General features: G+C 39.4%; 15 protein-coding genes. 2 read left to right on the forward strand and 13 right to left on the reverse strand.

Annotated elements, in window-relative coordinates; all coding sequences use genetic code 11:
* Window positions 1–28: 28 nt before the first annotated feature.
* The 13 genes from ALW18_16145 to ALW18_16205 form a co-directional block, all read right to left on the reverse strand.
* On the reverse strand, window positions 29–1216 hold the full coding sequence (locus tag ALW18_16145) for an acetyl-CoA acetyltransferase (GenBank protein AOE53900.1): 1188 nt from the start codon (window positions 1214–1216) through the stop codon (window positions 29–31).
* A 23-nt stretch (window positions 1217–1239) separates the two neighbouring features.
* On the reverse strand, window positions 1240–2100 hold the full coding sequence (locus ALW18_16150) for a hypothetical protein (GenBank protein AOE53901.1): 861 nt from the start codon (window positions 2098–2100) through the stop codon (window positions 1240–1242).
* Between the two features lie 5 nt (window positions 2101–2105).
* A complete protein-coding gene (locus tag ALW18_16155; protein ID AOE53902.1) occupies window positions 2106–4496 on the reverse strand; it encodes a 3-hydroxyacyl-CoA dehydrogenase in 2391 nt (796 codons plus the stop codon).
* 64 nt (window positions 4497–4560) lie between these two features.
* A complete protein-coding gene (locus ALW18_16160) occupies window positions 4561–5019 on the reverse strand; it encodes a MarR family transcriptional regulator (GenBank protein AOE53903.1) in 459 nt (152 codons plus the stop codon).
* 205 nt (window positions 5020–5224) lie between these two features.
* The gene (locus ALW18_16165) at window positions 5225–6187 is read right to left on the reverse strand and encodes a hypothetical protein (protein ID AOE53904.1); all 963 of its coding nucleotides are present in this window, start codon (window positions 6185–6187) and stop codon (window positions 5225–5227) included.
* An 81-nt stretch (window positions 6188–6268) separates the two neighbouring features.
* Window positions 6269–6820 carry an RNA 2'-phosphotransferase gene (locus tag ALW18_16170; protein ID AOE54453.1) on the reverse strand — a complete coding sequence of 184 codons (552 nt, stop codon included), beginning with the start codon at window positions 6818–6820 and terminating at the stop codon, window positions 6269–6271.
* A gap of 4 nt (window positions 6821–6824) precedes the next feature.
* The gene (locus ALW18_16175) at window positions 6825–7208 is read right to left on the reverse strand and encodes a hypothetical protein (protein ID AOE53905.1); all 384 of its coding nucleotides are present in this window, start codon (window positions 7206–7208) and stop codon (window positions 6825–6827) included.
* 1 nt (window position 7209) lies between these two features.
* Entirely contained in the window at window positions 7210–8379 is a 1170-nt protein-coding gene (locus ALW18_16180) for a hypothetical protein (protein AOE53906.1), read from the reverse strand.
* A 59-nt stretch (window positions 8380–8438) separates the two neighbouring features.
* Entirely contained in the window at window positions 8439–10232 is a 1794-nt protein-coding gene (locus tag ALW18_16185; protein AOE53907.1) for an AMP-dependent synthetase, read from the reverse strand.
* Window positions 10233–10448: 216 nt separating this feature from the next.
* On the reverse strand, window positions 10449–11537 hold the full coding sequence (locus ALW18_16190; protein ID AOE53908.1) for a hypothetical protein: 1089 nt from the start codon (window positions 11535–11537) through the stop codon (window positions 10449–10451).
* Between the two features lie 359 nt (window positions 11538–11896).
* A complete protein-coding gene (locus ALW18_16195) occupies window positions 11897–15556 on the reverse strand; it encodes a phosphoribosylformylglycinamidine synthase (GenBank protein AOE53909.1) in 3660 nt (1219 codons plus the stop codon).
* Window positions 15557–16003: 447 nt separating this feature from the next.
* Window positions 16004–16645: a hypothetical protein gene (locus ALW18_16200; GenBank protein AOE53910.1), complete on the reverse strand. Its 642-nt coding sequence runs from the start codon at window positions 16643–16645 to the stop codon at window positions 16004–16006.
* 59 nt (window positions 16646–16704) lie between these two features.
* Window positions 16705–18267 carry a hypothetical protein gene (locus ALW18_16205; protein AOE53911.1) on the reverse strand — a complete coding sequence of 521 codons (1563 nt, stop codon included), beginning with the start codon at window positions 18265–18267 and terminating at the stop codon, window positions 16705–16707.
* 236 nt (window positions 18268–18503) lie between these two features.
* Here ALW18_16205 and ALW18_16210 point away from each other — a divergent pair, with 236 nt between their 5' ends.
* Window positions 18504–18929: a thioesterase gene (locus ALW18_16210; GenBank protein ID AOE53912.1), complete on the forward strand. Its 426-nt coding sequence runs from the start codon at window positions 18504–18506 to the stop codon at window positions 18927–18929.
* A gap of 77 nt (window positions 18930–19006) precedes the next feature.
* Entirely contained in the window at window positions 19007–20065 is a 1059-nt protein-coding gene (locus ALW18_16215; protein AOE53913.1) for an isochorismate synthase, read from the forward strand.
* The last annotated feature ends 54 nt before the right edge of the window (window positions 20066–20119 follow it).

A 20119-nucleotide genomic window follows, 5' to 3' on the forward strand; every position in this document is an offset into this window, starting at 1 on the left:
TTTATATGTTTGTTAGTTGGATGTAATGTTATAAAATCTCGTACACTCCCGCAGCACCCTGACCGGTTCCTACACACATGGTAACCACGCCATATTTACCTTCGTTGCCTCTGCGTTTCATTTCGTCGAATAACTGAACGGAAAGCTTAGCTCCGGTACATCCCAATGGGTGACCTAAAGCAATAGCGCCTCCGTTTACGTTAACTATATCCGGATTAATACCCAACTCGCGAACTACTGCAAGCGACTGCGATGCAAAAGCCTCGTTAAGTTCGAATAGTTCAATATCATTCAGTTGAAGACCTGCCATTTTAAGTGCTTTCGGAATAGCCTTAACGGGACCGATACCCATAATTCTTGGTTCTACACCAGCAGCTGCATAACTCACCATGCGGGCAATAGGCTCAAGCTTAAGTTCTTTTACCATCGCTTCACTCATTACCATTACAAAAGCAGCACCATCACTCATTTGCGATGAGGTACCCGCAGTGACACTTCCGTCAGCCGCAAAAACAGGACGTAATTTACCTAAAGCTTCTAACGATGTATCAGCCCTTGGGCCTTCATCTTTAGTAACTGTATAGCTTTTGGTGGCTTTTTTGCCGTTTTCGTCTACATACACCTGCTCAACAGTGATAGGCACTATCTGGCGGTCAAATTTGCCTTCAGCCTGGGCTTTAAGCGCTTTTTGATGCGAGTTGTAACCGAAAAGATCCTGATCTTCACGAGATACCTTGAACTGTTTTGCAACAGCCTCGGCAGTAAGGCCCATTCCCCAGTAATAATCTTCATGACCTTCTTTAGCGGCTTTATAATCAGGAACAGGTTTATAACCTCCCATAGGAATGAAACTCATGCTTTCGGCACCACCTGCAATAATACATTCGGCCATGCCTGATTGTATTTTAGCAGTAGCCATTGCAATAGTTTCCAGTCCCGATGCACAGTAGCGGTTTACGGTAACTCCCGGAACGTCGTCGACTTTAAGTCCCATAAGAGAAATAAGACGCGCAAAGTTTAACCCCTGCTCAGCTTCCGGCATAGCGTTACCTACCATTACGTCATCAATTCTTGTTTTGTCGAAATCAGGCAGCTCATTCATAATGAACTGTATGGTTTCAGCGGCCAGTTCGTCAGGCCTTTTAAAGCGAAACACACCTTTGGGTGCTTTACCCACAGCTGTTCTGTATGCTTTTACTATATATGCTGTTTTCATGTGTCAGATGTTAGATTTTAACATTAAATAGCTTCTGCTAATTTAATTACGGTTATATCTTCAATTAATTGATGGATCTGTATAAAACCTTCAATACTTAGAGAAATATGTTCTTTTAAAATATTTGAATATCCTTTTCTCTCAGTCATTACTTTCTCTATCTCAGATTTATCAGATAATATATTTTGACTTTCACCTTCATTATTCTCAAATTGTCCGAGATGTGCCCATTTAAATTCAATGTCAATTGATGTATAGTGAACTATGTTTTTTCTAATCTCATTTAAAGCTTTGTATTGATTTTCTTTAAAATTTAAAAGCCATTGATAAGAAAGTAAATGGTGATATTCGGAATATTTGTTTTTTATACAATCTATAATTCGATTAAAGTCAACAGCTACTTCTTTTAAATCATTTTGAAAATAGGTCGCCCAAAGTAAATCACCTAGCCTATCCCAATAGTTGTAAATTTTTTCAAATGCAACAGCTATAAACATGCTATACCTTTTAGATGCTAGATTAACAAAATTTGGATAATATGTTATCCATTCGCGTCGGGCATCATCATAATAAGTTTGAGCATCATCTATGGGGTTGCTTATCAGGTCTTTGTACAAAAAAGCATTTGCTGTAAAATACGCTATTTCATCAGAGTTAAAAAGTAAGTTGTCTAAATTTTTTTGAAATTGAAAATTGGTCGAATTCAGATCAATACCTTTATTTCTTTGATACTTATATACATTTGATATGACTTCTGAATTCCAGACTAAAACTTGTTTTCCATTTGGAAGTTTAAATTCCATATCCATACCACTCAGAACTGTTATATTTTCTGTCTTGTATATGTTTTTTATGGTATCTTGGATTTCTTCGATTATATGCATTACAATTAATTTCTAAACGGTTTTCCCTTGGTTAACATAAACTGAATTCTCTCAAGTGTCTTTCTCTCACCTGTAAGTGATAAAAAGGCTTCCCTTTCAAGGTCAAGAAGATATTGTTCAGTAACCAGTGTGGGTTCAGAAAGATCACCACCGGCCATTACGTAAGCGAGCTTGTTGGCAATTTTCTTGTCATGCTCAGAGATATAGTGTCCGGCTTCCATACTGTCAGTTCCTACTAAGAACATACCTAGTGCCTGTTTGCCCAGTACTTTTACATCTGTACGTTTTACAGGTTGTGTGTAACCGGCTTCGGCAAGAAGTTTTGCGTGTTTTTTAGCTTCGGCAATCTGCCTGTCTTTATTTACCACGATAACATCTTTTCCTTTCTGAAGAATACCAAGATCATACGCTTCGTAAGCAGAAGTAGATACTTTAGCCGTACCGATAGTCAGGAAGTATTCCTGTAGCACGTTAAGCTCAACATCATTTTTACGGAAGGTATCAGATGCACGGAGTGCCATCTCTTTAGAGCCACCACCGCCCGGGATTACTCCAACGCCGAATTCTACAAGGCCGATGTATGTTTCTGCGGCAGCAACCACCTTATCGGCGTGCATGCTCATTTCGCAGCCGCCACCAAGTGTCATACCATGAGGCGCAACAACTACCGGAATTGAAGAGTAGCGAACACGCATCATTGTATCCTGGAACATTTTAATAGCCATGTTAAGCTCATCATATTCCTGCTCAACGGCCATCATAAAGATCATACCAATATTAGCACCAACAGAAAAGTTAGCTGCCTGGTTGCCTACAACAAGTCCGTCGTATTCTTTTTCAGCAAGGTCAATGGCTTTGTTAAGGCCCTGAAGTACGCCACCGCCAATAGTATTCATTTTAGAGCGGAACTCCAGGTTGATTATACCGTCGCCCAGATCCTGGATGATAGAGTCGCTATTGCTCCATATTTTTTTCGTTTCGCGGATGTTATTCAGAATGATAAATGCATCCTGACCCGGAATTTTTGTCTGTGATTTCGACTGAAGGTCGTAGTAATACTTAGTGCCTTCTTTTAGTGTATAGAAACTTTTGCTTCCGCTGGCAAGCATTTCGCTAATCCATGGTGCAACTGTTAGTCCTTCTGCCTGAATAAGTTCAAGGCCTTTTTCTACACCTACAGCATCCCAAATTTCAAACGGGCCATTTTCCCAGCCAAAGCCGGCTTTCATGGCGTCGTCTATTTTGTATAGATCATCTGTAATTTCAGGAACGCGGTTAGATACGTATGAGAACATACCTGCAAAATTCTTGCGGTAAAATTCGCCTGCTTTATCAACGCCTTTAATAAGCACTTTGAAACGGTCGATAGGATTCTCTATAGTTTTTGTAAGCTCCAGTGTAGCGAATGATGCTTTTTTACCTGGACGGTATTCTAAAGTGTCAAGATCCAGCGTAAGGATGTCTTTATCTACTTTTTTGTAAAAGCCCTGTCCGGATTTACTACCCAGCCATTTGTTCTGCATCATAGTGTCTATAAAGCCAGGAAGCTTAAATAGCTCATGCACTTCATCGTTAGGACAGTTTTCATAAATACCATTGGCAACGTGTACAAGGGTATCAAGTCCAACTACGTCAACCGTACGGAAGGTAGCCGACTTAGGACGACCAATAACCGGTCCCGTAAGTTTGTCAACTTCTTCTACAGTAAGGCCCATTTCCTTAACCTGGTGGAAAAGGCTCATAATACCATATATACCAATACGGTTACCAATAAAGGCCGGTGTGTCTTTAGCAACAACAGATGTTTTGCCTAAGAATTTTTCACCGTAATTATTTAGGAATTCCAAAACTTCAGAAGAAGTCTTCGGGCCCGGAATTATTTCAAAAAGCTTTAAGTAGCGCGGAGGATTGAAGAAGTGCGTTCCGCAAAAATGTTTCTGGAAATCTTCGCTTCGGCCTTCACTCATAAAGTTTATAGGAATACCCGAAGTATTTGAAGTAATAAGTGTTCCCGGTTTACGGTATTTTTCAACCTGCTCGAAAACTTTTTGTTTAATATCAAGCCTTTCCACAACCACTTCAATAATCCAGTCTACGTTGGCAATTTTTGCCATGTCGTCTTCTGTGTTACCCGTTTTAATCCTTTCTGCAAACTTTTGGTGGTAAATAGGAGAGGGTTTAGATTTTAGGGAGTTAGCAAGGTGTTCGTTAACTATCCTGTTTCTTACAGCTTTGCTTTCAAGTGTAAGTCCTTTTTTTTGTTCAGCTTCGGTAAGTTCTTTTGGCGGAATATCCAGCAAAAGCACTTCAACACCTATATTGGCAAAATGACAGGCAATCGCCGAGCCCATTATGCCGGAGCCTATTACAGCTGCCTTCTTAATAGTGCGTTTCATTTATTTTGTTCTTTTTTAGTTTGACGGATGCCCGGCCAAGACCAAACCTCCGCGTTTTTGTTTGTTATTCAGTCGGTTCGTTGTTATCGTTGTTGAATATCAGTTTTTCTGATATCAGCTCATTTATAATTTCGGCAACTTCCATAAAGTTGTCCAGTTTATCCTGAGATACATGCTGGCGTATAACTTCATTAAACTTTAAAACCCTGTCGCGTGAAAGTTCTCTTTTCTCCTTGCCTAATTTAGTAAGGTGTATAAGTACGCCACGTCCATCTACCGGGTTTTTCTTGCGAACTATAAGGCCTTTATCTTCCATCGACTTAAGAGTACGTGTTAAGCTTGTTGGCTCCATACCCATTTGCGGCCCCAATGCTGTAGAGGGTATGCCGTTATCTTTATCGATGGAAAGCAATGCAAACCCTACCGACATGCTGGCGCCATATTTAGAGGCTTCTTCGTTGTACATTCTTGAAACTGCCTGCCATGTAGCCCTCAGTGCGTAGTCTATTGTTTTCTCTCTCATACGTTATAGTTTATCAAATATACAAATTATTTATTATGCATGCATATTAAATACGTAAAAAATTATCGTTAACAAAATACTCCCGGTGAAGGGATTTTTGGGGTGTAATTTGCTGATTCTAGTAAATATAAGAATTTATTTGAAGAATAATGCAATAAAAAACTCCCGTACTACGGGAGTTTTATGTTATTTTTAGGATGTTCAATTACTTCTCATCTATAAAGGTGGTTTTACCTCCATTAGCGGTAACACTTTCCACATTATACATGATCTTCTTTTTACCTCTAAAGTCCATATCCGGAAAAGCATCTGTAATTCTCGCTTTTAAAAGTTCAAATTCATCCTTAATACGCACGCTATCGCTAATGGGTATCGTTGTTCTATAGGTAATTAATGGAAGCAGTTCGTCTTTTGTAAAAACATACATTATACCGGTAATCTGTGGGCGCGTTTTGATATCTTCCATAGCTTTAGGAAGCTTGTATTTATCTTCTACTTTAGATAGAAGCTTATTTTTGTACAGTTTGATGCTTTTATCTTCATCGAACTTTAGCATGCTTTCAGACTCATCCAGTGATTTAACTGCCAGTAAAGAATAATTATAGGCATCAATAATTTTATTGTTTTCTTCGGCCTTTTTAGCCATGTCGTAATAATTTTTGGCTGTTTTTTTCAGGTGGCCAAACATACTTACTTCAATATCATTAATTTTCCATCCCTTATCTGTTTTATTATAAACCACTACGAAAAGGTAGTCGTTAGAATACAGGCTTGTCGTTAAAAGCGATACATACGTTTCTTTTTCCTCAGCCAGGTATTTAAACGTGTATTTTTTTTGGTCGGATGGAATCTCTACATATTTAAAGGCTTTAGGCAGCTTTACTTCGTATTCATCGTATATAGTGTAATCGTTATTAAGGTAACCTTCGCGGTATAACCATACCACATTACGTGTCTCTGCCTGAAGGTGCTTAATGAACTTTTCGGTACCTAGTGCTTTATATGTTTTTAAGTTGCTGGTTTGCATAGCTACCAGAAGGCTGTCATTTTTTGCCTTGATGGTTTGTCTTAATTTCTCGCTAATATCTTTGTTAGCTGTAACGGTTTCACTATTGCAGCTTTGTAATAAAGCAACAAAGCTTAATAAAAGTAATACTCTTATTCTCATGGTTTGGTTGATAATAAATTGGAAACGAAATTAGGGCTAAATTATGTAAAAGGCAAAACCGCTCTTATCTCAAATGGTTTATTACTCTAATAACGTTAGATATTTTGGAGGAAAGTTATCCGTAAGCCATACTTTGTTTTCGGAAACAATAAATGTGTAGCCATCGGTATGCATTCTTGCTGATGCTACTTCAAACACTATAGGTTTACCGTGACGGCTGCCTACATTTGTAGCGGTTGCAATATCACTGCTTAAATGTACGTGATGGCGCTCGCGCTTTTCAAGCCCATGCTGTAGTATACTTTCTATATTTGTTATTGCGGTGCCATGGTATAAAATTTCAAGGGGCTGTTGAGGTATATACCCCAAATCAATAGTTACCGAGTGCCCCTGACTAGCCCTGATAAGAGTTAGGTCTTCATTAAAAGCAAAACGCTTTTTTGCATTGGTGTCTACAATATATTTCAGTATTTCGATATCAATTTTAGTTCCGGCGATATGTATTTTTTCAAGAAGGGTATCTACAGAAACCCAGCCATTCTCATCAAGAGTTACACCTATCGTTTCCGGCTTATGGCGCAGCACAAGGCTCAGAAATTTACTTATGTGTGTTGTTTCTTTTTCGGTTAACATATTTTTATTCGTATTGCTCCAGTTCGTCATTAAGATCATTAATAAAGTCGTTCAATGTAACTATGTGACCAATCCTGCTGTTAACCGGAAATATATTAATCAGGTAGTTATTTTGACGTATTAGCGGAATAAGTACTTCTTCTAAAGCATCAAGGCTTAGTTTAAACGGAACGCAGTCTGCCCAGTCCGGCGTAAGGTTGCTTTCTATAAAGCCTTCAGCTGTCCATAATGAAATTACAGTGTTGTGTTCTACTTCGGCTAAGGTAAAATTACCATCGCTATCAATTATCGTCCATACCTCTTCAAAGTCGGCAATTTTGCGGATAAAATAGTCGTATCTATTTTTTGGTGATAGTGATGATACATTTTCAATTTCGTGGTGATTCATTTTACAAATTTAAGAAATCAAACTTAAGTTTAGCCTTCAGCATTTTTGCAGCTTTGGTATACCCGCCTTCCGAACCATCCACAAAATGAATATGTCCATCTTTAAGATCCCTTACGTAGCAGGACATTACAGATGCATTGCTGATGTGTAGCCCATAGATTATTTCATCTTCGGTTTCCATTTTATCCAGCAGTTCAACAAGTGCTTCACGTTGCGAAGCACTTCCTGTAATGACAGTATTTATACGTCCATCAATAACAAGTGTGTCGCTCATTTCTACAAGGCTATTTAAATATTCCTTTCCTTTTTTTGTGGTGAAATAAATACGCCCATATATGCTTAACACCCAGGTGCGTAAAAGTTCAAACCATTTTATCCTGCCCAGGCGCACACGCATTTCTGTACCCAAACGGCTAAAAGTAGTTTTAAGTTTTAATCGGGAGACCGATATTGGCTGCCTTACGTCAGGTGTGCCATAAAGCTCATCCATTTTTTGCAATACTTTTTTAAAGGCATTTGCCTGAAGCTCTACGTGCTGTGCTATAATAAGAAGGGTTACAATTTCATCTTTATCTTCCGGTGGTGGAATCTGGTCCCATCGACACTGCATGCCTGTAAGGTCAAGTTCTTCAAGTTGAGGTTTGTGTCCGGTAAGAAGGTAGTCTTCACCTTTAATAATTTTTTCGGCATAATCAAGTCCGCTCCCCAACACAACCGGAATTGAAAATGCTTCCGACCTACTGAATTTTGCTATGTGTATTTTATGCCCTTTTTTATAAATGTCTGCAACAGCAACAGTACCTGTTCGTAACTCTAAACCAAAATTACCCACTGTATTTTGACTATAAAGAATAAGCGCCTTCATAAGCCTGTCAATCAGGGAAGCCGGGACAATAAATGTTGCACCATCGCCGCCAAAGAAAAACGGAACCGTAATATTCATTGCAAACGCAATATTTAGTACAGTGACAATGCTTCCGGCTGCAATAAGGTTAACATCCTGATGGCGTCCTCCTAATACCGATTGCGTGCTGCCTTTTATATCGGTAATGATGACATGCCAGTCAGAAGGTATAGTTTTGAATAAACTTTCATCAGACAACAAAGTACTCAATGACACTTTACTTGAAGGTAAATCGGTATAGAATTGTTCGTAGTTATCGGGGTTCATAATTTCAGTGATATAGTGCTATAAAAGCTAAAACTCCCCGTAGTAACGGGGAGTTTATTTTATTTTTCTTTATCTGTCGCACCATCCCTGTATATTTTGTCGTACAGTTTCTGATACTTTTCTTTTACAGCTTTACGCTTCAGTTTAAGGGTAGGGGTCATTTCGCCGCCGTCTACACTCCAAATGTCGGGGGTAATTTCAAATTTTTTAACCTGTTCCCAGTGTCCGAATTTTTTATTGATCCCTTCAACTTCTTCCTGTATCCTTTCGTGAACCTCTTTACTATTGGCAATCTCCTCGTTGCTTCCAAGTGTAATGCCTTTGCGTGAAGCCCATTGTTTTACAAATTCAAAGTCAGGCTGAATAAAAGCCGCCGGCATTTTCTCGCCATCGCCAATAACCATTATCTGCTCAATAAAGCGTGATTGTTTCATTGCATTTTCAATAAGCTGAGGTGCAATATATTTACCGCCAGATGTTTTAAACATCTCTTTTTTCCTGTCTGTAATTTTAAGAAAACCTTCATCGTCAATAATACCTATATCACCGGTATGAAAATAACCGTCTTTAAGTACTTCATCGGTTTTTTCTTTATCATTAAGGTAACCCAGCATCACATTAGGGCCTTTGCATAAAATCTCGCCGTCTTCGGCAATTTTTACTTCGACGCCTTTAAGTGGTTTACCAACGGTACCAATTTTAAAGCCTCTGTTACGCTCGTCATTTACTGCAATAACGGGAGATGTTTCTGTAAGTCCGTAACCCTCCATAACCGGAATTCCCGCTGCAGCGAACACACGCGCAAGCCTCGGCTGTATTGCAGCACTACCAGATACCATAAGTTCCAGGTTCCCTCCAAGTCCTGCCTTCCATTTTGAGAAGATAAGCTTACGGGCAATCCATAATTTAAAACCATACCAAGGGCCATTAGCCCCGTTAGGTTCGTATTCGTGGCCTACGTCAACTGCCCAGAAGAACAATTTGCGTTTAATGCCTGTCAGGTCTGCACCTTTAGCGATAATCTTATCGTATACTTTTTCAAGAAGGCGGGGCACTGCAGTAATAACAAATGGCTGCGCTTCTTTAATATTATCGCTTACTTTTTCAATAGATTCAGCGAAATAGGTAGATACACCAAAATACTGGTATAAATACAAGATCATTCTTTCGTAAATATGGCAAATAGGGAGGAAGCTCAAAGACCTGCTGTTGCCGGCTTCAAACGGAACCCTTTCAGCACTCATTAAAACATCCGAAACGATGTTTTTATGTGAAAGCATAACGCCTTTCGGTCTGCCTGTGGTACCCGATGTATAGATAACCGTTGCCAGTTCATCTTCGGTAATGGCATCTTTAATGGCATCAACCTCGTTTTGGTTCGATGTATCTTTACCAAGCTCTAAGATCTCGTTCCAGTTCTTGCAACCGCTTACCTCGTTAAAAGAATATATCTCCTTAAGGTTAGGAATATTGTTTCTTACAGATGAGATCTTCTTAAACAGGTCTTCATCCGAAACAATACAATAAATAGATTCCGAGTGGTTTAATATATATTCAAAATCTTCTTCGCTAATGGTAGGGTATACTGGTACATTTTGTGCTCCGGTCTGTAGTATGCCTATATCGCAAATGTGCCACTCCGTCCTGTTGTTAGACGATATAACAGCAATACGGTCGTTTTTCTTAACGCCCATACGCAACAAACCACGTGAAAAAGCATTTGCCTTATCAATATATTCCTGTGTTGAGGTCTTAATCCACTCGTTGCCATATTTAGTAACCAGCGCATCAGACAGGTTATATTTCTCCAGCTGGTGGTACGGAAAATCAAAAAGACGTGTTATAGTTGTCATAGGCGTTTATATAGTTTGTTCCTGCAAATTATGAAAAAAATATATATGTAAACCTAAAGTTACAAATTATTAAAAAATAAATTGAAAAAATTGTAAAACTCTTATAACAGCCGGATTTTGATCTTTTTTGGGCGTTCCCTTCGTTGCATTACGGGCGGGCTTTCGTTTTATCCGTTCCCTTCTTCGGCGGGTAAGGGATATCAACGCAATCCATATTTACAAATTCGGGATACTTTTAATATTTACGCTAAGTAGTTTGTAGCCATCATCAGTTTTAATAAAATCAAAACTGTCCTGTACCAAATCATTGTCTTTTTTATGGTTAATGATAACACTCATCAGTGGATATTTCGTGGTGTTAATGTTACCGCAGTTGTCACGGTATTTATCAAACTCTTTTTCTATATCATCAGGAACAGGGGCGAAGCTGTTAGCCATTATCATATAATCGCTTCCGGGCTTTATCTGCTTAAGGCATTGCGCGATTGCACTGTAATGCTCTCTAATGAATTCGGCAGATGGCTGGTGCAACCATCCTTTGTTTTCATCCCAGTAGATTATTTTAGAGTAGGCAACTTTGTTTAATGTGCTTTGCGATATTTTGTTAAGTACATCGTTTTTTAAAAAATGCTCAAATAATGCCTTGTTATTTATAAAGGAGTAGTATTTTCCATTGAGTGACTTAAAGTTGGTACGGTAGCTTTCTTCGGCAGGCTCATTTGTTATTTCAAGTGAATAATAATCAAGGTCAGGGTTGTATGTAACATTCTCCGCTAGTATCTCATTTTTTATATTGATTATATAGCCTTTTCCTCCGGTCCAGTACCAGCCCGGGCTGCCTTCATAATTAGTTTTGTCTTTCTCTTTTACAGCACCCTTCACGCCGAAGGCAATACCGTTCTTAAATCGGGTAAGGCTATTATAGTCAGCAGGAATTACAGGTTTGCCCTCACTGTTAAACATACCAACTTTGTCTTTTGATGTGTAGCGAATAAACCCTTCGCTTTCACAGTCAAACGTTGCATCGTTTACATATAGGCTATCTCGTCCAAATTGTCTGCCGTTTTTAAGCAGGTAATAACTATCCCATTTTTTATTATTTTCCTCCATTACGGCTACCACGTCGTCAAACTTTTTAGCGTTGGTAGCACCCATGAATTTCGGGGATATCTTTTCTTTGCCCTTGGCATCTTTAAAGCCTATAAGATATTGGTCTTTGTCGTAAAAAGTAGTCCAGGTGTCCTTTTTTTTCTCGCACGAAACTAGGGTGAATATCACTAATGCAAACAGGTATATTGGTTTCATAAGTATTGGTTTGATTGGTAGTATAACAAATATACCCAGTACTTTATTTTACAGAAACTTATAAATGTTAAGGTTTTGTGAGAATTTTAAGATTTTAAAAAGTTGTCTTAATCAGTGGATATATTTTTAAAATCTATTTTGTTATCAGGATTTTATCGTTTATTTAAATTTCGTATATCTTGCTATTGTCTTTTAAGATGGTTGTAAATAACTGGTAAATGTGTGTAATCGTTTTTACGTTTCCTAATTTATATACTGGTATACTGGAGATAGTATTGTAAATATTTTTTCTGAAAATTTATAATGCAAAACGCCCCACATTGCTGCGGGGCGTTATATCTAAAAATCGAATGATCTGATTATCTTTTCTCAATCCACTGGCGTGCATTAACAAACGCTTCATGCCAAGGCGAAACCTCGTCGTTACGTCCTTCCGGGTAATAAGCCCAGTTCCACTGGAACATAGAGCGCTCAATGTGAGGCATCATAACCAGATGGCGGCCATCATTACTTGCCATCATTGCGATGTCAAAGTGAGATCCGTTAGGGTTTGCAGGGTAACCTGTGTAACCGTATTTAGCTACAATGTTATAACGGTCTTCGCTGTACGGAAGGTTAAATTTACCTTCACCGTGAGAGATCCATACACCTAGTGTGCTGCCTGCTAATGTAGATAGCATTACCGAGTTGTTCTCCTGTACAGTTACAGATGTAAATCCGCTTTCGTGTTTGTGGCTATCGTTGTGAAGCATTTTAGGTTTTACCTCATGGTCAGGATTGATAAGTTCAAGCTCTACAAACAGCTGACATCCGTTACAGATACCTACGGATAATGTATCTTCTCTTTTAAAGAAGTTGTCAAGTGCCGCTTTAGCTTTTTCATTGTAAAGGAAAGCACCTGCCCAGCCTTTAGCCGAACCAAGAACGTCTGAGTTAGAGAAACCACCCACAGCACCAATAAACTGAATGTCTTCCAGTGTTTCGCGGCCTGCAATAAGGTCGGTCATGTGAACGTCTTTTACATCAAAACCGGCAAGGTACATGGCGTTTGCCATCTCACGCTCAGAGTTTGAACCCTTCTCACGGATGATAGCTGCTTTTGGCCTTGGCTTGGATGCATCAATCGCTACTTTCTTACCGTCAAAATGAGCAGGGAAAGTATATTGTAGCGGTTGGTTTTTATAGTTGTCAAAACGCTCCTGCGCTTTTTGTTTACCACTTTGTTTCTGGTCAAGAAGGTAAGAAGTCCTAAACCAGGTATCTCTTGTTTCGGTAACATCAAAAGTAAGGTTGGCATCACTATTTTTTATAGTAATAACCGCACCTTCTTTAGGCTGACCTATAAGTGTGAATGTAACGTTGTTTTTAGTAAGCTCAGCCTCGATAGAAGCATCTGCCTGAATAACAATAGCGATGTTTTCGGCGAATAAAGCCTTAACCGTATCAGCCTCGTTAAGGCCTGTAAGGTCATATTCAGCACCAAGACTTACATTAGGGAAACTCATTTCAAGAAGGGTGGTAATAAGACCACCGCTGCCTATATCGTGACCCGCAGCAATCCTGCCTGCTTTAATAAGATCCTGTATAACGTTGAATGTATTTTTAAAAGAAGCAGCATCTGTAATAGTTGGCACTTCATCACCTATAGCATTTAGTACCTGAGCGAAAGAAGATCCGCCAAGTTTGTATGCATCACCCGAAAGGTTAATGTGGTAAATGTTTCCGCCGTTCTTCTTAAGAACAGGCTCAACAACTTTAGAAATGTCAGAACAGTTACCTGCAGCCGATATAATTACAGTACCCGGAGCAATAACATCGCCGCTTGGATATTTTTGTTTCATTGATAGTGAATCTTTACCTGTCGGGATGTTGATTCCTAACTGTATAGCAAAGTCAGAACAAGCTTCAACAGCTTCGTAAAGTCTTGCGTCTTCACCTTCGTTTTTACAAGCCCACATCCAGTTAGCAGAAAGCGACACACTTTTAAGCCCGTCTTTAAGCGGAGCCCAGATAATGTTACTTAATGATTCCGCTATAGCAGTACGGCTTCCTGCAGCAGGGTCAACAAGGGCAGCAACAGGCGAGTGGCCTATAGTTGTTGCGATACCTTCTTTACCAGCGTAGTCAAGTGCCATAACGCCAACGTTGTTTAACGGAAGCTGGATAGGCCCTGCAGTTTGCTGTTTGGCAACTTTACCACCAACACAACGGTCAACTTTATTGGTTAACCAGTCTTTACAAGCCACAGCTTCTAACTGAAGTACCTGATTAAGGTATGTATGTATTTTGTCCTGGGTATAGTCCGGATTAGCATAGTTTGCTTCAATAGTTTTGTCCGCCATGATTGTTTTTGGCGAAGAGCCAAACATATCTTCAAGAGCAAAATCCATTGGTTTAGCACCTGTAGTGGCCGATTCAAATGTAAACCTGTGATCACCTGTAACATCACCTACCTCATACATTGGTGAACGCTCACGGTCTGCAATACGTTTAAGGGTATCAATGTCTTTCTGTCCAATCACAAGTCCCATACGCTCCTGCGACTCGTTACCAATTATTTCTTTAGCCGAAAGGGTAGGGTCACCCACCGGCAATTTATCAAGGTCAATTTTACCTCCTGTTTCTTCTACAAGTTCAGAAAGACAGTTTAAGTGTCCACCCGCGCCGTGATCGTGAATAGAAACAATTGGGTTGTTTTCGCTTTCTACCAGTCCGCGAACGGCATTGGCAGCACGTTTTTGCATTTCAGGGTTTGAACGCTGAATTGCATTAAGCTCAATACCTGAGTTGAATGCTCCTGTATCGGCAGATGATACTGCTGCACCACCCATACCAATACGGTAGTTTTCACCACCAAGTATAACTACTTTATCGCCAACCTGTGGCTTTTGTTTTTTCGCCTGACTTTCCTTACCATAACCGATACCACCGGCAAGCATGATCACTTTGTCGAAACCAAGTTTGCGGGCATCCTCTTCGTGTTCGAAAGTAAGTACCGAACCGGTAATTAGCGGCTGTCCGAATTTATTACCAAAGTCAGATGCACCGTTAGATGCTTTTATTAAGATATCCATTGGGGTTTGGTAAAGCCATTTACGCTCATCCATACCTGCTTCCCACGGACGGTTTTCTTCAAGTCTTGAATACGATGTCATGTACACTGCTGTACCTGCCAACGGAAGTGAACCCTGACCACCTGCAAGCCTGTCACGAATTTCACCACCACTACCTGTTGCAGCACCGTTAAAAGGCTCTACTGTAGTAGGGAAGTTATGTGTTTCAGCTTTGATCGAGATAACCGAATCAAATTCAGTTACCTGGTAAAAGTCAGGTTTATCAGCTGTTTTAGGAGCAAACTGCTCTACACGAGGGCCTTTAATAAAAGCTACGTTGTCTTTATAAGCCGATACTATATCGTTAGGATTTTCCTGCGATGTTTTTTTAATAAGTTTGAATAGTGAAGATGGTTTTTCTTCACCATCAATTACAAACGTACCGTTGAATATTTTGTGACGGCAATGCTCAGAGTTAACCTGAGAAAAACCAAACACTTCAGAGTCGGTAAGTTTTCTGCCCAGTTTTGTAGCAAGGTTGTTAAGGTAGTCAACCTCTTCCGGGTTTAGTGCCAAACCTTCTTTTTCATTGTAAGCAGCAATATCGCTGATTTCAAGAATGGATTCAGGCTGAATGTTTATAGTGTAAATATCCTGGGTAAGTCCGTTATATTTCTGCGAAAGCATAGGGTCAAAATCCGTAGATCCTTCGCTTGATTTAACAAACTCCTCAATCCTGATGATACCGTCGACACCCATGTTTTGGGTAATCTCTACGGCGTTGGTACTCCAGGGAGTGATCATGGTGGCGCGTGGTCCAACAAAAAAATCCGTCAGGGCGGATTTTTCTATCTTATGTGCGTTCCCAAAAAGCCAGTTTAGTTTTGAAATGTCTTCTGCTGATAGCTCGTTTTGCGATTGTACTGCAAAAACCGTATTCGTCTGGTTTCCGAAGAAATGAATCATTACAATTGTAGTTACGTGTTGAGTGTGCAAAATTAATCTAATTTTCTAAGAAACACAAACTTTACATAGTGTATAATGTGATGTAAAAAAAGGTTAGAGGGAGGGAGCGAATTATACTTTGAAATTTACAAATATTGCTTTCTTTCATGCCTTATTTCTGTAAAGGTTCTACAGTCATTTCCGAAATCATCCCGATAGGCAGATAAACTTAAAATCTTCAACAGGCAAAAGAAGTAACGAGTAAAAATATTAAAATGTACGATAACCTAAGGCCTCCTCTAAGCTGAAGTAAGCTTATCCCAAATCAAATGCATCAGCTAGATAAAATAAAAGATATACTATAAAAAGAAAAAGTTCAAACATCTTTTAAATATCTGAACTTTTATCAAATTTGTGTAATCAAAAATAGTCAACATATTTTAAGATTAGTCAATCTAAAAAACGAAATTACTTTCTCTTCATTACTATTTCCATACTTTTGAATTCCTTACCATTTTTGGTGTCGAACATTTCCATTTTTCGGGTGTTGGCATCTACAATGGTATACATTTCGCGGTAAGCCGTTTTTTTTCCGTTCATAGGGTTTACCATATCACCTTTAAGCGCTATAGATTTGTTGGCTTCATTCCATGTTCCGGTGGCTACCATCATCCCCGTTCCCATGTTATCTATAAAGGTTGTAGTAAACTCTTTGCTTGCATTGTTGTAAGCCAGTGTGCTTTTACCTTCAAAAGGCTGACCCATCATTGTACCCTTGTAGTTTGCTTCCTGGTAACGCCCGCCAAGTATCATTTTAATATCGGCGGTTGATGTAGCTTTTTCCGGTTTTGCATCGGGGCCCATCCAGAACGTCATATCGCAATTCCATGTGCCTATTTCTTCGGCCATCATTTTGTGAGGCGTGCCGGGTGTGGCGTACTCTATCCATGCTTTTTGCTGCGCAGCAGAATCTAAAGGCTCTTCTGTAACAGGTTCTTCCGTTTTTACGGAGTCTGATGTAGTAGTAACGTCTGTTTCTACTTTAACTTCTTTTTTGCACGAGGCAAAGCACAATGCCATGACAGACATCGTAATAAATAATTTTTTCATAATCGTTGTTTTACAGTTTGTTACCAGTAAAGTTATGAAAAAAATGAATTACGTTTTTTCTATTCTTCAGGAAAAGCTTTGCTTTCATAAGCGCCCATATCGGGAGCGGAAGTATTTCGCAATGCGCCTGTTATGTCGTTTGGCACTGTCGCAGCAATTGTAGGATCCGCAGAGCCGTTAGGGCCTCCTGTTGCTTCTCCTAAATTAAGTTTACTATTGCGTGCGTCCTGAAAATCGGGCCTGTCTTCTACTGAAGATGCAGGTGTTAGGCAGTTATTGTATGCTACAAGCTCAGGGTTATTTGCGGCACGCGGATAAAGCGGATTGTTTCTAAGTTGGTTAGAAAAGTCTACCATCTTTATCAGGCAATTATTGAAGGCGCATTTAAACGCTGTATCGTTAGGGAATTTGTATTCAAGTGATACTCCAACATTTGATGATCCGTAAATAATACAGTTGTCAAAAGTTGCATTTACGTTACTTACGTTTATAGCATCTACCGTTTCGTAGTAGTCATTTATAAGAACAGGAACCTGGTTGAAACTTCCAAAATAGTTAGCGAAAGTACAGTGCTTAAAGTTATAATTACCGCCTCCGGTTAATGCTAAAGAAGCCTGTCCTGCATTATTAATTACAAGATTTTGTCCGTTAATGTTAGCTCTTCGCGCTAATATCCCGATGTTTCCGCAATTGTATATCTCAGTATTGTTCATTCTTAAAGCTTCAATAGTTCCGGTGCTGGCTTCCATCAAAATACCTACAACAGCATTTTTTATGATAAGGTTGTTAAGGTTATTTCCTGTACTTCCTTCCTGTATCCATACCGTAACCCATTGTCCGGGTGCGTCTGAGAATTCAGGCTCAAGCCTGTCGCCTTCAAAAATTACTTTGTTTTCAGGGGTCGGTGTATCACCTTCATTACCTATTTTTAGTGAAGCACCACGTCGTACTAAGAGTCCCGATCCATCATGAAAGTGCGCTTTCACTCCGGGATTAATTGTGAGCGTCTTACCCTGAGGAACGGTGGCCATACCATATATAACATAGGGTTTGGTGTTGGTCCAGTTTAATTCGGTATCGTCTAAATTAAATCCATATATAAGTTGTGGGTCGGTGTCGCTTGTGGGCACGGCCTCGTAATTACCCTGGTCATCCCGCTGAGGGTACAGGAACACAGCATCCTGAACCAGAGTAACCAATTCTACTTTCTGCTGGTTGGCACCGCTGTCAAATAAAATTTGGTCATTATACAAGAAGGTAGTTTCATTATTGGCATATTCTGTATAATCAATAGTAGTTTCAATAAAAACAAACATACTGTCTTTAGCAAGTAACTCTACGTTATTAAACACTTTTCCGGGCTTTCCATCTACCATTAAACGATATTTCGATTGCTCTCCCTCTCCAAGCGCTATGGTTGGTATTGTTATATCCTTATTACTACGGTTATATACTTTAAGGGTGTAGGTGCTCGATCCTATATTTGTAAACACAGTGTCAAGGTATACAGTATCTCTGGAAAATTCAAGACCTCCGGTGCTACGCTCAAACTCAAAGTCGTCACGGCAGGAAGTGAAACATAAAGAGAACCCGATAAAAAGTAATAGTAAATAATGGCGCATAGCGTTAAACAATTTTTGGTAAAAATAGCTATTAATTTGAAATATCGAAACGTAATATAGCTGTTAACGCACTATTGTAAGATTTAGTTTGTAGGAGGTAAAAAGGTCCGATGAAAACCTATTATATAATGTTAGTATAATACGATCTGGCTCGCTTGATTTAATTTCAGACAACAGACATACGGCTTCCATACTTCCGACTTCTTTTGTACTTTTACAATCCTTAAATTAATACTATGTCATTCGATAAAGAAAAGGCGCTGAAAATGTGCAACGACTTCGCAAAAAATACATTAATGGAAACTCTTGAAATTGTCTATACCGATGCAGGTGAAGGGTTTTTGGAAGCAAAAATGCCTGTTAACTCGAGGGTACACCAACCAATGGGGTTATTACATGGCGGAGCTACAGTTGCCCTTGCTGAAAGCGTAGGTAGTGCGGCATCTTTACTATTTGTAAATCCGGAGTTACAGGAAGTACGCGGAATTGAAATTTCGGCAAACCATTTAAGAAGTAAACGTGAGGGAGTTGTTACAGGAACTGCAAGAATAGTACACCAGGGCAGAAGTCTTCATCTTTGGGAGGTTAGAGTAACCGACGAAAACGGAAAGCTGATATCACTTTGCAAAATAACCAATATGGTGCTGCCAAGAAAGCGATAGTTTGATATTCGGTAATTTGGTTATTTGTGTGCAGTGTCTTCAAATAACCAGATCCACAACTCCCAAACCTACATTCAATGACTAATTTATTTCAAAAAATCGAACTACAGTTACAGCAGGGATTCCCCTTTGCTGTATTCGCTAAACCGGGAATTGACACCGTTACCGGTGTTTTTCAGAATACTTCAGAAGCGCATTTGCTGACGGATTTCAGCCAAAAAGGTTTTGCTTTTGCTCCGTTTGATGGTGAGGATGTTTGTTTTATTCCGGCGCATGCCGCAGATGTTTTGTCGGTGACAATATCAGCTAATGGTTTTTCGCCTTCAAAAGTAAAACAACCTGCTATAAATGAAGCTGCTAAAAAAACATTCGAAGATTTAGTCGCTAAAAGTGTATCGGTAATAAAAGAAGGACAATTCGAAAAACTGGTTTTATCCAGAAAAGAAAGTGTAGAAATAGGGGCGAGCGATATTTTGGGTATTTATCAGAAGTTATTGTATACTTATCCAATGGCATACCGCTATTGTTTTTATCATCCTAAAAGCGGATTATGGATGGGGGCAACCCCGGAACAATTGCTTAAAGTAGAAAATAAAACCCTGCATACCGTTGCTCTTGCAGGAACACAGCTTTATAAAGAAGGGGAAGAGGCAGTTTGGGAAAATAAAGAGAAAGAAGAACAGCGGTTTGTAACCGATTATATTATTGGTTCCTTAAAAGAATATACGGTTGATGTTAGGTATACCGAACCGTATACTTTTAGGGCGGGCAATATAGTTCATATTAAAACAGATATATCTGCGGAGCTATCAGCTTCAGATAGTTTAAAAGGAATCGTGCAAACGCTTCATCCCACACCTGCCGTGTGCGGACTCCCAAAACAAAAAGCTAAGGATTTTCTTTTAGCAAATGAAGGTTACGACCGCGAATATTATTCAGGTTTTTTGGGCGAGGTTAGTACCGATTTTGCAAGCGGACAGCCCAAAACCGATTTGTTTGTTAACCTTCGATGCGTGAAAATTGATGGTGATACAGCACATATATATATAGGATGTGGAATTACTAAAGACAGCAACCCCGAAAATGAATTTATTGAAACTGTAAATAAGTCTATTACAATGCGCAGAGTGCTTTAGTGCGGGTTTGGTAATTTGGTTATGCGGTTATTTGTAAACCATCAGGTGCTCTTC

The sequence above is a fragment of the Flavobacterium psychrophilum genome (genome assembly GCA_001708385.1).
In the GTDB taxonomy this organism is placed as follows: Bacteria; Bacteroidota; Bacteroidia; order Flavobacteriales; family Flavobacteriaceae; genus Flavobacterium; species Flavobacterium psychrophilum_A.